The 14,326-nt window shown below is 52.1% G+C and carries 13 protein-coding genes; 9 read left to right on the forward strand and 4 right to left on the reverse strand.

Going from position 1 to position 14,326, the window contains the following annotated elements; all coding sequences use genetic code 11:
• The first annotated feature begins 186 nt into the window (after positions 1–186).
• The 3 genes from H2508_RS01600 to H2508_RS01610 all read left to right on the forward strand — a co-directional run bounded on the left by H2508_RS01600 (position 187) and on the right by H2508_RS01610 (position 2,007).
• A complete protein-coding gene (locus H2508_RS01600) occupies positions 187–942 on the forward strand; it encodes a hypothetical protein (protein ID WP_182168660.1) in 756 nt (251 codons plus the stop codon).
• Between the two features lie 129 nt (positions 943–1,071).
• Complete coding sequence (locus H2508_RS01605; protein WP_220463550.1) at positions 1,072–1,299, forward strand: nuclear transport factor 2 family protein; 228 nt, start codon at positions 1,072–1,074, stop codon at positions 1,297–1,299.
• Positions 1,300–1,533: 234 nt separating this feature from the next.
• Positions 1,534–2,007, forward strand: coding sequence for a Dps family protein (locus H2508_RS01610; RefSeq protein ID WP_182168661.1), 474 nt, complete (start codon positions 1,534–1,536; stop codon positions 2,005–2,007).
• 188 nt (positions 2,008–2,195) lie between these two features.
• Here the strand turns inward: H2508_RS01610 and H2508_RS01615 are convergent, their stop codons facing one another.
• From H2508_RS01615 to H2508_RS01625, 3 genes are read right to left on the reverse strand one after another with little or no spacing between them, the layout of a single operon-like run.
• The gene (locus tag H2508_RS01615) at positions 2,196–4,145 is read right to left on the reverse strand and encodes an acetoacetate--CoA ligase (RefSeq protein WP_182168662.1); all 1,950 of its coding nucleotides are present in this window, start codon (positions 4,143–4,145) and stop codon (positions 2,196–2,198) included.
• 18 nt (positions 4,146–4,163) lie between these two features.
• The gene (locus H2508_RS01620; protein ID WP_182168663.1) at positions 4,164–5,954 is read right to left on the reverse strand and encodes a 1-acyl-sn-glycerol-3-phosphate acyltransferase; all 1,791 of its coding nucleotides are present in this window, start codon (positions 5,952–5,954) and stop codon (positions 4,164–4,166) included.
• 3 nt (positions 5,955–5,957) lie between these two features.
• Positions 5,958–7,568, reverse strand: coding sequence for an HAD-IB family hydrolase (locus H2508_RS01625; protein ID WP_182168664.1), 1,611 nt, complete (start codon positions 7,566–7,568; stop codon positions 5,958–5,960).
• 391 nt (positions 7,569–7,959) lie between these two features.
• Here H2508_RS01625 and H2508_RS01630 point away from each other — a divergent pair, with 391 nt between their 5' ends.
• The 6 genes from H2508_RS01630 to thpR all read left to right on the forward strand — a co-directional run bounded on the left by H2508_RS01630 (position 7,960) and on the right by thpR (position 12,690).
• On the forward strand, positions 7,960–8,562 hold the full coding sequence (locus H2508_RS01630) for a GspH/FimT family pseudopilin (RefSeq protein WP_182168665.1): 603 nt from the start codon (positions 7,960–7,962) through the stop codon (positions 8,560–8,562).
• Positions 8,556–9,458 (forward strand): PilW family protein, encoded by a 903-nt coding sequence (locus H2508_RS01635; protein ID WP_182168666.1) that lies wholly within the window; start codon positions 8,556–8,558, stop codon positions 9,456–9,458. Before H2508_RS01630 ends, H2508_RS01635 begins: the two co-directional genes overlap by 7 nt.
• A 1-nt stretch (position 9,459) precedes the next feature.
• On the forward strand, positions 9,460–10,647 hold the full coding sequence (locus H2508_RS01640; protein WP_182168667.1) for a hypothetical protein: 1,188 nt from the start codon (positions 9,460–9,462) through the stop codon (positions 10,645–10,647).
• A gap of 47 nt (positions 10,648–10,694) precedes the next feature.
• Entirely contained in the window at positions 10,695–11,516 is an 822-nt protein-coding gene (locus H2508_RS01645) for a type IV pilus modification PilV family protein (protein WP_182168668.1), read from the forward strand.
• Between the two features lie 24 nt (positions 11,517–11,540).
• Positions 11,541–12,035: a type IV pilin protein gene (locus tag H2508_RS01650; protein WP_182168669.1), complete on the forward strand. Its 495-nt coding sequence runs from the start codon at positions 11,541–11,543 to the stop codon at positions 12,033–12,035.
• Positions 12,036–12,156: 121 nt separating this feature from the next.
• Positions 12,157–12,690: an RNA 2',3'-cyclic phosphodiesterase gene (gene thpR / locus H2508_RS01655; RefSeq protein ID WP_182168670.1), complete on the forward strand. Its 534-nt coding sequence runs from the start codon at positions 12,157–12,159 to the stop codon at positions 12,688–12,690.
• Positions 12,691–12,752: 62 nt separating this feature from the next.
• Here the strand turns inward: thpR and H2508_RS01660 are convergent, their stop codons facing one another.
• The gene (locus tag H2508_RS01660) at positions 12,753–14,252 is read right to left on the reverse strand and encodes an FAD-dependent oxidoreductase (protein WP_182168671.1); all 1,500 of its coding nucleotides are present in this window, start codon (positions 14,250–14,252) and stop codon (positions 12,753–12,755) included.
• Positions 14,253–14,326 lie beyond the last annotated feature (74 nt).

Genomic DNA, 14,326 nt, shown 5'->3' on the forward strand with positions numbered 1-14,326 from the left:
CTTCCTTTTGACCATATAGAGGCTGCTGAGCTAAGTCCAGCGGATACAGTTTAGCTAGACCATGGTCTGTTTTAGTGGGCTAGTTAATGCAGGGCGCGTTTGCTGGGCAGCAGTGTCACGGTCCGCCGCTGGTCTTGGCAAAAGGCTTTAGGCACAATAGTAGCGGCTTATTAACAGGAGATTTTTGTGTCCCGGCTGCCATTTACCTTTGCTGATATCGAGTCTGACTGCGTGATTGAAACGGGCCACTACAGGCTCGATGGTCGCTCCTTGGGCATGCGTATTCGCGTTCCCGAGCCATTAATGCAGCAGGCGCCTTACAACAGTAGTGCCTATGATTTTTTGCAGCAATTGCGGCCGCAAATTTTTGCTTACGGTTTGCTGGAATTTCCGAATTTACCGCTCAACCCACAAAACCACACCCTGGCCCAGCGTGCGCCTCAGCAACATGCCTACAGCAGCAATCCCTATATGACTGACTTTTGTCAGAGCCCGCATCAGGATACGCCGCCGTATCCCACCGCGTTTTGGCTCGATGCGCCAAGGCAATACTTTGCTACATGGGTCATGTCTGAGCGCGGTCTAGAGAAGTTTTATCGCCAAGGTCAGGGCCTTGCTGCTAGTGAGCTGGAGGCTTTACACCGAGAATTAGTGCCGGCCTCTTTGGCTGAGGGCTGGGGTTTGTTGCTCAACCAACAGCCGGGTTTGCTGTTGATTGACAACAGCCATCATCAGTCTTTGTACCACGCTCGGACCTGTAACTTTGCGGCCCAAGATGCTCAGCCTGACTTTTGCCAAGATGAAGCGATGTATGCATTTAATGAGGTGGGGCTGCTCAACTATATCGACATGCTGGACAGCCGCCGTGGCACTCAGCATCGTGATAGCGACGAGGTAGAGCGTGTGCGACAGTTTATGCAGCGGGAAAACTTAGCTGGATAGTGCTAACTGTTTAGCATTAGACAGGATATTGAGCCCTGTCCGGCGAGAGCAAAGCTTGTCTGACATAGTCGACAATAGTCAGATTCTGCTGCTGCTATCTTTTTACTTACCCAAGCAATACAGGATTTTATGATGCTATCTCTGCAAGAGATTTCGGATCAGCTGCAAATTCAACAAAATCTTTGGGACTACGCTAATGCAGTGGACATGAAAGATTTTGATCTCCTTGATCAAGTATTTTTGCCCGACGCAGAAATCTTTTATGGTGATCAGTGGTTTAACCGTGAACAAGCTAAGCAGTGGTTACGAGAGTCTCTGCATGCGGAGCAGATTGGTGGTTATTATCATTTGAGATGATGAGTCCTATCGAGTATTCGGCTGGAGCACTCCGCCATTTGTTGAAGGTGAAACAGGCCCGCCACAATGAGTACTAAAGCTTTTGCTATGTGGTGCTCGTTGCCGCTTTGCTGGCCTGGTCGATACAATACTGCTTAACACTGAGTGGAATAGTGTTAGTCTCAAGTTCATTAACTCGGGGCTTTAGCTAAACTGGTTCCAAGTTGCATTTAACAGCTACGAAGGAGGTCCACAATGAGCAAGAATTTTATTGGTTTGGATAAAGGAAAAGCTGAAAAATTAGCGGACTCGCTTAATGATTTGTTGTCCAACTATCAGATTTTTTATATGAACGTGCGCGGATACCATTGGAATATCAAAGGGGACAACTTCTTCGAACTGCATTTAAAGTTCGAGGAACTCTACGATGATCTTCTACTCAAGATAGATGAAATTGCAGAGCGCGTGCTTACTTTGGGGCACCGTCCTTCCCATGCTTACAGCAGCTATATTGAGCGCTCTGAAATCCCTGAGCAGAAAGATGTTGCCGATGGTAAAACCGCAATGGCTAACATTGTTGACAGCTTTGCCAAGCTGATTGGCAAGCAGCGCGACTTACTGAACCTTGCTGGCGAGGCCAATGATGAGGGGACTGTTGCGCTGATGAGCGATTACATATCCCAGCAAGAAAAAACGGTGTGGATGTATCGCAGTTACTTGGGCCACTAAGACCCGAGTAGGTTTAGAAGGCGATGAGTGGATCGCCTTCTTATATTTGCAGCGCTGCGTTGGATAGCTTTACTACCCCGGCAGAGCTATCCAGCGCGGAGCATCATCTACAAGCGATGCTTTGGCTGATGAAAACCAGCTACTAAAAGCCCTTCGAAACTGTGAACAAACTCGGCTGTGATAAAACCCTAAGAGCGCAGTTCTGGAAGGTTTCGAAATAAGTCCAAAGCCTCGGGGTTGGCTAAGGCATCGGTGTTTTTGACGCTTTCACCATGCACTATCTTGCGCACCGCAAGTTCGACAATCTTGCCGCTGATGGTGCGTGGAATATCAGTCACTTGAATGATTTTTTCTGGCACATGCCGCGCTGTGGTGTTTTCTCGGATTGTCTTGCGGATGCGCTGCTGTAATGCCTCGTCGAGCTTTAAACCTTCCCGCAATACCACGAACAAGATCACCCGCAGATCATCTTGCCACTGCTGACCGATGACGACGCTGTCTAGCACGGCTTCGATTTGCTCCACTTGACGGTATATTTCAGCAGTACCAATGCGGACACCACCAGGGTTTAGTACCGCATCAGAGCGACCGTGGATAATAAAACCGCCGTGATCTGTAATCTCGGCATAGTCCCCGTGGGCCCAGACATTGTCAAAGCGAGCAAAGTACGCTTCGTGAAAGCGTTTATTCTCTGGGTCGTTCCAAAAGCCCAGAGGACAGGAGGGGAAGGGCTGGGTGCAAACGAGCTCGCCTTTGTCGCCACGCAGTGAACGACCCTCCTCATCCCAGATATCTACCGCCATACCTAGGCCTGGAGCCTGTATTTCACCGGCATAGACCGGCAATGTGACACTGCCAGCGACAAAACAGGAAATGATGTCGGTGCCGCCGGAGATGCTAGAAAGGCAGACATCCTGTTTGATATCGCGATAGACGTACTCGAAGCTTTCGTGAGCTAGGGGGGAGCCGGTGGACAGGATGGTCTTGAGGCTGCTCAGGTCGTGGCTCTCGCGCGGGCGCTGGCCACTCTTTTCTAGTGCAGAAATAAACTTAGCGCTGGTGCCGAAGATGGTGATGTTTTCTTCGTCAATCGCATCGAGCAGTACTCGCCCTTGCCCAGCAAAAGGCGAGCCGTCGTAGAGCAGGAGAGTGGCACCGCTGGCTAGGCCAGAGACTAACCAGTTCCACATCATCCAACCGCAGGTGCTGAAGTAGAAAAATACATCTTGGCGGCCCAAGTCCAGCATCAATTGATGCTCCTTGAGGTGCTGCAGTAGTGTGCCTCCAGCGCTGTGTACAATACATTTAGGCACCCCAGTCGTGCCGGAGGAGTACATAATGTATAGCGGATGATCGAAGGGCAGTTGAGCAAAATCGATGTCAGTGACAGTCGCTTCGAGGACCTCTGCATAGTGTTTGCCAGCAAAGCCTTCGATTGCTGGTCGCTCGTTTACTACCGGCACGACGATGACATGCTCGAGGCTGTCAATTGCTTTGACAATCCCCGCTACACGCTCCAAGGAGTCACAGGTTTTTCCGTTGTAGAAGTATCCATCAGCAGCGAACAGTACTTTTGCTGTAATCTGTCCGAAGCGGTCGAGCACTCCACTGATACCAAAGTCTGGCGAGCATGAGGACCACAGCGCGCCGAGGCTAGTAGTGGCGAGCATTGCGATTACTGTCTCGGCAATGTTGGGCATAAAGCCCGCTACTCGATCACCCGGCCCCACGCCCATGCGGCGCAAGGCCGCCGCTAATTGGGCGACCTCGCGGTAAAGCTCTGCGTAGCTGTAAGTTCGGCGGCGGCCATTTTCCAATAAGCAGATCAGGGCCTTGCGTTGATCCCGGTAGCGCAACAAGTTTTCGGCAAAATTCAGTCGCGCGCCGGGAAACCAGCTAGCCCCTGGCAGCTGATCAGCATGCTCGAGCACAGCCTTGGGCGGGCTGCTGGCTTGTACGCCAGTGAAGTCCCATACGCCCTGCCAGAACGCCTCTGGGTGCGCCAGAGACCAGTTGTGCAGGGCAAAGTAGTCGCTACCTTCCAGTTCGCTATGACGGGCTTGCATGGCCTGGGCGAAAGCACTGAGGCGAGCGCCCGCTATGCGTTGGGTGGAGGGCTTCCAGAGTGGCTCAGTCATCGCTTTGCTGCTATCTGCTTACAAGGCAGTAAATGAGCGCAGTAAATCACCGCGGCGAACGGTGCGCTCCAAACGCTGACGCAGTTTGCTGAGCTGCTCAAGATTTTCCTGAGTGGCCGGTGCGAGTCCTTCTCCCTCGAGCCAGCGATAGGCATTGTCCAGCACTTGCCGGCCAATGGATGCATTGCTGCTAATTAAGCGCTGCAGAAAAGCTTGCTGGCCAAATTTCAATGCCATGGCCACCCACTCGGCCTTGGTTTTGCTTTCCTCACTGATATTTTTCTCAAGTACCTTGGCCATAATTAGGTAGGCTTCGATAATATCCAGCAAAGTGGCGTGCACTACGAGTGGGCCAGTATTGGCCAGAATACGCGGTACCGGCGACTCGCTATCTGCGGTGATTGCGGTCTCCCACTTAGGGTCGACTTTATCGATCTCGGTTTTGATTTCTTGTTCGAACTGATCGGTGGGTAGGAAGTAAAATTCGTGCTTGAGTAAGTTCCGAATCCACCGGGCCTCTTCGTAGAGCAGGGCCTGCTTATCTTCGCGCTGAGACACTGCCACGCGCATCAGTGCCAGCTCAACAATCGCTTTGTTGACAAAAAAGTGCACGGCCGTGTTGCGATAATAGGCGGCGGCGCTGTGATTTTGCTCGTTAAAACCCAGCATGGTTTCAAGGCCATTCTCATGGCGCTTGATGACACCGCGACGGACCATTAACTCCATCACCGATTCCAGCTGTTTGCGATCGGCCTCGCTATAGGAAGAGGTCAGCGTAATATCACGTTCTTCTGCCCAGGCAGCTAGCGCTAACACTTGATCAGATAGTTGCTGCATAGTTAAGGCCCGGGGCAGTGCGCCAATAAGTGCCATGCACACCAGGGCGGGCATGGTTATAGGGGTTACTCGGTTAGCATTGACCGCTACCTGAAAAGCCAGGCGATAGAGGTCATTGTCTTCATTGCGCAGTGCCTTTGGGGCATCGACCGCTACCGCTTCACCAAAGTTCATGTAGATACGCCCCATGGGGCTGCGCAAGCGCTTTAAATAGCTCATGAACCAGCTAAAGTTTTCTTGAGTTTTTTTGCTACCGCTTTCTTCGGCAGCGTAGTCATCGACATCGCTGATTAAATCGTAGCTCAAGGACACGGGCACCAGGCGTAAGCCTTCGGTGCCAGTAGCTGCAGCTGATTCGACCAAATACTTTAGCAGGCCAAGGCGGGGCGGCATGAGTTTACCGATTCTTGAGCGTGTGCCTTCAAAGGCCCAGCTAAAGGGGGATCGCTTTTCCATCAGGTAGCCCAAGTACTGCCGCAAGGCGAACTTGTAGCAGTTATCATCGGCAAAGCTGCGCCTGATGAAGATAATGCCTGAGCGTCTGCCACTGTAGCCCACCCCGGCAAATGCCATATTGGCGCCGCCAAAAGAGTGCAGCATGGGAAAGCCGTTCTCATGCAGAGTAGCGATAACAGCGGAGCCGTCGACGTGTGATTTGTGTGTCCACAACAGCGCCACTGGATGTTTTTTCATCAGTTCGCGCAGGGACTCTAGTTGCTTAGGGTCACAGATAACGGGGCTTTCATAGCCCAGAGAAACCATGGTCTTACTGATATAGCCAGCGAAGCTACGAAATCGTTCGCTGGGAATGGCCACTATTTCGCCGAGGCACTGCTTAACGCGTGCTCTGACCTCGGCTTCGCTGATGCCTTCTGATGTGGCGAGTGATTGGATACCGTTGTGAAAGCCTTCCTGTGCTGTGACAGCTTTAATTATTGGTTTAGCTGCTTTGGGAATCGCTTTACGCGCCACGATTTAGTCTCCTTTCGTATCGGCTCGCTTAGTAGTTGCCGCTTTTGTTTTTGGTTTAGCTTTTGTTTTTGGTTTAGCTTTTGTTTTCGGCTTAGCTTTGGACTTTGGAGTTGCTTTCGCTTTGGTTTTGGCCTTTGTTTTAGTTTTTGCTTTGGCGGCTTTTTTGGGGGCCTTTTTAGCAGGCTCTTCTTGCTGCCCCAGAGCCCTTAAAAATGCGCCGCGCACTTCAGCCACGTGTTTATCGATGGTCTTAGCGCTCCACTTGCTGGTATCAATCGGGTCGAGAATCTCAACCTTCACCGTGCCTGGGCGATAGACGAACACGCCCTTGGGAGCAATGTTGATGGCGTCGTGAAGGACGATCGGCACGATGGGCACGCCAGCTTGGATCGCCAAGTGAAATGCACCCTTTTTAAAGGGAGCGAGTCGCGGCGACACTGTGCGAGTTCCCTCAGGCGCCATAACAACAGATTTTTTATCTTCTTTAATAACATCGACCAGCGGTTGCAGTGCCGCGATAGCACCTGCAGAATCGGCGCGGTCAATCAGTACAGCGCCACCAAACTCCATGAGTTTTTCAGCAAAGGGCAGGGTGGCGATCTCCTTTTTGCCAACGCCGACAAAATCCTTGTATAACAGCTTAGAAACGATCACAGGGTCGATTTTGCTTTGGTGGTTAAACACGAATACAGCAGGCCGTGCCGCCCAAAGGTTGTGCTCACCAATGACATTGAGTGTTACACCACTCAAAGCAGAGGCAATGACCGGATAGACCGCGCTGGTAAAGTTTTGCGCATCGCGCTTTGAACCGGTGAGAGACTTGACCGAGATTGAGGCCAGAATGACCGGCAGCATACTCAGGTCCGCTGCCAGTGAGCGTACCAGGCTAGTGGTCGTAACCTTACGTACATCGCGGAAGCGCTCAATAGGCCAGTCACGCTCTTCTGCTATTTGTGCCAGCTTTTTGTTTGGGTTGAGGACCCTTGGATAACCGACTGTTTCAAGCAGGGGCACATCTTCGTCGCTGTCAGAATAAAAGAAGGCGTCGTCGAGTGAGAAGCCCTTTTCACTAGCCAGCTCATTGGCGGCGTCGACCTTGCCCTCAGCCCAGCAGACATCGCCGTTTAGCTTGCCGGTTAGAACGCCGTTCTTAGCTTCCAGCTCGGTGCAATAGACCAGATCAATGCCTAGGTCCTTGGCGGCTGGGTGCACCTGATAACTCAGTGCGGAAGAGATAATTGCCACGGTATGGCCGCAGGCCTGATGTTCGCGAATGATGGCGCGGGCTTCCGGATAGATCAGCTGGGCAATGCGCGCTTCGTACACCTCTTGCCCGAAGGCTTCGTATTCCTCTTCATCGGTGCCTTCCAGTAGCTCACAAGAGACCGCGAACATTTCAGAAAAGCTCGCCTTGCGGGCTACTAGGCGAGTGGTGTTGGCGACCATCTGTCGGGCGTCTTGCAGAGAAATTTTGCGCTGCTTGAGTTGTTCACGCAAAAACTGCACGACGGAAAAGCCGGCTATTAGGGTGCCATCAAAATCAAAAAGTGCGGCTGTTTTGGGGCCGCGTGGTGCTGAGCGAATACTGTTTAAGAGGTTGTCGTCGAGTTGCATTATGATACTCCGTTGGCTGCGAGCGATAGCTGCGACTGCGCATTTTGGCTCAGCTGTTCTTAGAGGTCTTTTGATATTCAGTATAAGAAGTATTCACGGCTTGTCGAGAGCTAGTGCTCGCAAAAGCCCTCTTTGTGCAGCATCTGCTCATGGCTGGCTAAAGACTGCTCAGTTTGACTGCTATAACGCTAGTGGGCTGTGTCGGCGCTTGCTTCGTATTGGCCTAAGGCTACTTTTTTTTAATACTGCTATTAGCTGCTGCTTAGTAGTGCCAGCGAGTCACCACTAAACGTTGAGCCAAGAGCGGGGGATTGCAGTACTGTGATGGCTGTCCCAGATCTACATTTATACCCTTTCTTTGCTTGAAAGCAGCTGCTACTCTCGGAAGGTCATGAAAAAATCACCATACTGCAGCCTTTTATCCCAGAGCCCGCTAGGGCGTGCTTTGGTGTCGGCTCGTGGGCAGAAAGTCAGCGCTAGCGGTTTTTCGCTTATAGAGCTTCTTATTGTGCTGGCTGTTGCCATTGTGCTGCTGTTAATCGCCATTCCGTCTTTCCAAGATCAGCGTGCCAAAAGTCATGTCAAGGAAGCCACAGAAGATGTGTTGGTATTGATTCGACAGGCGGTGGCTGAGGCGCCGGTGCGAGATCGCTCGATGCGAATTAATTTGGACGCAAGCACGCCCTGGTGTGTTGGTGTTTCGCTGGGCAACACTACTTGTGACTGCAGCAAGGCAGATGAGTGCACTGTGCCGGTGGCTGGAGTGGATGTGACCAGAGTGGTGTCGGGGGCTTCTTATCCGAGTGTCACTCTGAGCCATAACTTTAGCGGAGCGAGTACTGTCTTTGAGCCCGTCAGAGGCAGGGCATCCGACGAGGGAAAGGTGACGCTGAGTAACGGCGATTGGGCGCTAGAGTTGCGCATATCATCAGAGGGGCTCATTCGGGTCTGTAATCCTATGGATAATGCCATAACAGGTTATGAGGCATGTTAATTCAGAACTTAGCTAAGCCTCAGCGGGGGTTGGGCATCATTGAGTTAATGGTGTCTATACTGCTTGCCTCTATTGTGCTTGCTGGTGTGGTTGCGCTGATACTCAATATTTCAGTGACTAGCGGAACCAATATAAAAAGTGCTCAGCTACAGCAGGCTTTGCGTGGCAGCATGGATTATATGTCGCGTGATTTAGCCAGGGCCGGCTACGTAAACTGGTTTGAGGTATGGGCGCGATATGGTGACTTTGACAATTGCTCAAACCCAGCCTCAGTTACTGGCTCTCTTCGCGATTTAAATGACGATGGAGCAATCAATATGCTGGATTATCACCAGTGCATTGCGCCGGTTTTGGCCCAGTTTGGCACGGTGAGCCTAGCTCAGTTTGATACAGCCGGCGATGTCTCTAGCGGCATGAAAACTCCGCCCGAGTGCAGCACAGACTGCGACTGCATCCTTTATAGCTATGACCACAATATCGAGTGGGCGACTCACAGCGGTGATTTTGAATTATTTGGCTTTCGCTGGAACGAGGGGCGCTTGCAATCACGCTCAGGGGCCCCGGCTACAGCCGATCACAGTTGTGTGGCTGGCGACTGGGTAGACCTGACCGAGCCAGTGATTGAAATAACAGACTTAGGTTTTAGTTTGGTCTATTTTGATGATGTAGGCACGGGTAAAGACGCCACTGTCTTCCCTATTACGGGTGGAGTAGCTGGTGGTCCAAGTACGACCTGCACCCCAGGTGCTGGAGGGCTAAGTGACGATAAATGCCTTTGGCGGCGCAAAGTAGATATAACGCTCAGTGGGCACCTAGCAGCGGATAACGAGGTTCAAATGGACCTCAACGGCGAGGTGAAAATTCGCAATGATTTCTTCCAAACAGAGAGTCCTTAAGTTGAGTGATAAGTTGGCGGGTCAGCTTGGCCCTATTCGTCAAGCAGAGCGCGGTATTGCAACACTGGCGATAGCCTTGCTGTTACTGATGATTGCTACCGTGATTACGCTGGGTACCACTTCCTCAGTGGTCAGTGAGCAGCGTTTGTCAGGTGTCGATTCCCGCAGTAAAGAAGTTTATGCCGCGGCCTCGGGTGCGCTGCAGCTTAGCCTTGAGTGGCTGGAAGAGAACCTCGAAGATGTGGTGTGGGTTAATAATGGTAGCGGAGTGCGCACTGCCACTCTCAATTCACTATCCGACAGCGATCTGGCCAATGACAGCTATGCGCGCAGCGCCTTGATGACACTGTTAACTGAGCCCAACCCCGCCGACCCAGCAACCCCAGTGGTGGTGCGGATAGAGGCCAGTGCCCAAGCCAAAGGCGATAGCCATATAAGAAAAAAGTTGACCACGGAAGTCATGATAGGCAAGAGCAGTATTTTTGGGCCGGCGGGTGGGGGCACAATCACAGGCTTTGATGGGCCGCCTTTGCTGCTTGAAAATTGCTTGAGTGGGGTAACTGGGAATCCAACGATTATTAATCCTAACCACACTGGGGTCTTGATAGGAACTACGGAAGGTACAGGGGGAAATACTTGTATTAATACCGGTCACTTTGACAAGTTTGTTGGTGTGCCAGATAAAAAGAACCCTAAAGGAGTTGCTCTAGAAAATGGGGACATACAAGCATTGTCACCATCAATGAGTCTAGCCGAAGCTGTCTTTGGTGTGGATCAAGCCAGCGCTAAAGCTATGCTGATAGACCTTGCAAGACGCGAACCAGAGCGCGTTAAAGTATATTCAGATGACAACACTAAGCTACCTAAAGATTTAAATGACTCGAGCGTTGGTCCCTACATCGCCTACTTTACAGAGGATGCTGGCTGTCCTAAAACTACAGGTGGTACTGAATTTTGGGGAATTCTCTATATCGAAAAAACCGACTGCAATCTTAATGGTATGGGCAATGTGACGATTCGCGGGGTGCTCGCTCAAAGTGGTAACCTCGAAAAATTTAACGCTAATACAAAGCTTGTCAAAGAGCCGCTCGATTTTGGGGATGTTGACTCGCAAGACGACCCCACCATCAACATCGGCATCGCCAAAATGCATTTTTTTGAAGTGCCAGGAGCTTGGCGTGATTTTTGATTTGAATACATTTTGTCAATCGCCCTGCGCGATGTGGAAAGCCGCTTATGTTTAAACGTCGCTCTGAACCCAAGGGACAGCAGAAGTTCCTAAGAGGCATTTCGCTGATTGAAACTCTAGTGGCACTGCTGATTGTGGCAGTGGGCCTAGCGGCACTGCTTAGCCTCAATAACTCACAGCAAGCGCAGCAAGCTGATGCCAAGGCCCGTGCAGAAGCCACTATGTTAGCGACGGCAAAACTGCAGGAGCTTGAAAGCTATCTCTCAGTTGAAGAGCACCAGGCTAATAAGAGGCTAGGACTGGGCCGATATGGGCCAGAAGCTCTCAGTGGCCAGGTCACTGATTATCAGCGGGCCTGGGAGATTAGCGGCGCCTCTGATGCTGATTGCGCTAAGCCTTGTATTCGCAATGCCAGCGTGGCGGTCAGCTGGAATGACAGAAGCGGAGAGCCACGCACTGTGCAAGTGGATTCAGAGATCATGCTGCGGCGCCCAGAGAGTAATGTCGAAGAACTCCTAATGCTCGCTGAGGCGGCTCAAAATACTGGAGGGGGTAATCCTTGGGGAGGAGGCTCAGATTCAGATCCTGATCCTGATCCTGATCCTGATCCTGATCCTGATCCTGATCCTGATCCTGATCCTGATCCTGATCCAGATCCAGATCCAGATCCAGATCTAGATCCAGATCCAGGGACAGAAACAGTCACTGGAGAATGCGAGTGTCAATACAATAAAAACCATGGTTTTAGCGTGAAGAGTGGAGAAAATCTGACGTGGTGTAAGCCGGATAACTGCGAGCGCAGCCATGGCTTAGGTCATAATAAGGGTAAAAATAACTGGTCGTTTGAATATAGTGATTTAAATTTATAACACCCATACTCGACAGACACCTTAATGAAACAAAACATCTCCCCACACACAAGCCTTAAGCCTCTACAAAGCAGGACGCAAGGCTTCACACTGATCGAATTACTCATTGTGATCGTAATCGTCGCTATTCTGGCGACGGTTGCGCTACCGGCCTATCGTTCCTCAGTGCTTAAAGCCAATCGCATGGATGGCATCGATGCTCTGCTAGATCTGCAAACCCGGCAGGAGAAGTGGCGCGCCAATAACCCTAGCTATTCGGATAGCTTAAATAGCTTGGGCTACCCGGTGCCCTCTAAACCTGAAGAACCATGCTCTATTAGCGGCAACTCAGTGGAGGGGCGTTATAGCATAGCGATAGTCTGTAATTCAGCATCACCTACTGCTTACACCGCCACGGCCACCGCTCAAGGTGCGCAGGCGCAAGACAAGCGGGGCTCAGTGTCCTGCAAAGAGCTTGTGCTGACTGTGAGCGCCACTACGCCCCGTGGTGCTAAGACGCCTGCTGAGTGTTGGCGCTAAGTCCGAGTTCCCCAAGCTATTGAAATACCTTGTTCCTTTGCTCAGGATGGCCTGAAGGGGCTGTGTGCGAGCGAAAGCTGCTTACAGCCCATAACCGTGTTGTACTAGGAGCTTGGCGTCGATGAAGTTGTTTTTCGGTCTGGCTTTAGAGCCGGAGCTTGCTCTGGCGATCGCCGACTGGCGAGATAGGCAGTTTGGTTTTTCTGCTAGGCCAGTACCAGTGGCCAATTTTCATATCACCTTAGCCTATGCCGGTGAGTTGAGCGTGCTCGACAGCGATATTTTGTGTGAGCAGGTCGATAGCTGGCATGCCAAGGGCAAGTTTCGCTCGGGTCAATTACTGCTGGATCAGACCGGCTATTGGGCCAGCCCCGGTATCTATTGGCTGGGACCAGCTGAAGCAACACCGGCTTTGGCAAGTGCTGCCGCTAAGCTGGACAGCTTAATAGCAGCGCGGGGCACTAGACCTCAGCGCAGAAAAAAGTTTCAGCCTCATATCACTCTATTTAGGCAGTGCGAAGAGGCGCCGCCTATGCCTGCCCAGCCACCTTCCTTTGAGTTTGCTTACCGCAGCTTTAGTTTGTTTGAGTCTCGCAGGCTACGTCAGGGAGTAGCCTACGAGGAACTGCATAGCTGGCCACTGCTGGACGCTTAAAGCGAAGGCCGGCTCAGCCCAAGCCATTATTCGCCAATGCTGGCGTCCAGCAGGGCTGCTGTTTAAGTATTGGCAGCGGCCTGGCGACCCGCCATGCGGCCAAAGAAGGTGGCATCGCCTACCGACATGCCGCTGGCATAGCCTTTTGAGGTGCGCGGTAAACCAGCTGTCGTGCGCCCTGCGGCGTAGAGGCCGGGTATTGCTTGGCCGCTAGGGGTCAACACTTCGCCAGTGGGGCGGGTTTCTAGCCCGCCCAGGGTGAACATCAGCCAGCCATTGTCGTTGCCTAAGGGGTATTTCACGTCCTCTGGCTTGAAACTAATCAGCGCGAAGGGCCCATTGGTCAAAGGTTTTAACCAATCTTTGGCTTTGTGGAATAAGGGATCTTGGCCCTGGGCAGCGTATTTGTTGTAGTAATCAACCGTGGCTTGCAGGGCTCCTTCGGGGAGGCCGGCTTCGCGCTCAACTTCTTCGATGCTATCGCCAGTGGCGGCTAGGGGTGGCGGCGGGCTGAGGTAGTAGGGCAGGTCAAAGTCTTCATTTTGCACTAGCATATAAATCTCAGCTTTATCCTGCTGACCACTGTAGTGACCTAGGCGCGCTAGATAGGCATCTTCATTAATATAGCGCTGCCCCTTATTGTTGATCAGTATGCCGTAAGTGAGGCTGGCCGGTGGGTAGAAAGCCATGCTGATAAAACACTGATCCATATTGATTATGTTGCCACCAGCGGCCATGCCCATCTGGATGCCGTCGCCCATGTCCCACTGGTTGCCGTAGGGCTCGCCAAAGGGCAGGGTGTGAGCACAGTGCTTCTCCAGCATTTTGCGGTTCATCACAAAACCGCCGGTGCTTAAGACTACCCCGCGCGTGGCTTCGATAAAGCGCTCTTTACCGTCAATTTTTGCCATCACGCCGCGTACGCGGCCGCTGTCATCCTGCACTACTGCCTGAACCTGAGAGTCCACTTGCACCCTGACGCCGGCAGCTACACAGGCTTCCATCAGTGCCTTCATGAAAATGCGGCCGCCCTGGTCCCCCTCGTGGGAGGGCACGTGTCCGCGGGGTATCGGTTCGGCCACTTCAGTAAAGGGCCAGGCTCTTTCGTTGCCGGTAAACAATAGGGATTCGTCGGTGTGCGGAACAACCACACGATCAAATATGGCTTTGCGTTTGTAGGGCACGCCGAGTGATTCGACCCATTCAAAATGGCTGGCGGCGCCTTCGGTATAGAGCCGAATGCGCTCTGGGTCACCATGCTCGCCCAGTGCTTCGGTCAGGTAGGCGCTCATATTCTCAGTGCTGTCTGAGAGGCCGATCTCTTGCTGTAGCGCGGTTCCGCCACTGCCGCCAAGGTACATTTCGCAAGATGACATTTGCGTGGATCCGCCGCCGCCACTGGAGCGCTCCAGCACGACTACATCGGCGCCTGCTCGGCGAGCCTCTAGTGCGGCCGAGGCTCCCGCGCCGCCGTAACCACAGACGAGTACGTCGGTCTTGATGAAGGCTTCTAGAGCTGCGTCGTAGCTGCGCAGCCAAGGTTTGATAGCGTTATTATTCATAGTTCCTCTTTCCTATCAGTCGCTAACCAGCAAGATTAGAAGACAGAGTATCTTTTGAGCCTAAGTTGAGGCTA

Origin of the sequence: Sediminihaliea albiluteola (genome assembly GCF_014077625.1) — a bacterium.
Lineage (GTDB): Bacteria > Pseudomonadota > Gammaproteobacteria > Pseudomonadales > Halieaceae > Sediminihaliea > Sediminihaliea albiluteola.

What these genes read in the sequence shown, in the direction of transcription:
- H2508_RS01605 (WP_220463550.1), top strand. Translation starts at nt 1,072, where the DNA reads ATGATGCTATCTCTGCAAGAGATTTCGGATCAGCTGCAAATTCAACAA.
- H2508_RS01610 (WP_182168661.1), top strand. Translation starts at nt 1,534, where the DNA reads ATGAGCAAGAATTTTATTGGTTTGGATAAAGGAAAAGCTGAAAAATTA.
- H2508_RS01615 (WP_182168662.1), bottom strand. Translation starts at nt 4,145, where the DNA reads ATGACTGAGCCACTCTGGAAGCCCTCCACCCAACGCATAGCGGGCGCT.
- H2508_RS01625 (WP_182168664.1), bottom strand. Translation starts at nt 7,568, where the DNA reads ATGCAACTCGACGACAACCTCTTAAACAGTATTCGCTCAGCACCACGC.
- H2508_RS01630 (WP_182168665.1), top strand. Translation starts at nt 7,960, where the DNA reads ATGAAAAAATCACCATACTGCAGCCTTTTATCCCAGAGCCCGCTAGGG.
- H2508_RS01635 (WP_182168666.1), top strand. Translation starts at nt 8,556, where the DNA reads ATGTTAATTCAGAACTTAGCTAAGCCTCAGCGGGGGTTGGGCATCATT.
- H2508_RS01645 (WP_182168668.1), top strand. Translation starts at nt 10,695, where the DNA reads ATGTTTAAACGTCGCTCTGAACCCAAGGGACAGCAGAAGTTCCTAAGA.
- H2508_RS01650 (WP_182168669.1), top strand. Translation starts at nt 11,541, where the DNA reads ATGAAACAAAACATCTCCCCACACACAAGCCTTAAGCCTCTACAAAGC.
- thpR (WP_182168670.1), top strand. Translation starts at nt 12,157, where the DNA reads ATGAAGTTGTTTTTCGGTCTGGCTTTAGAGCCGGAGCTTGCTCTGGCG.
- H2508_RS01660 (WP_182168671.1), bottom strand. Translation starts at nt 14,252, where the DNA reads ATGAATAATAACGCTATCAAACCTTGGCTGCGCAGCTACGACGCAGCT.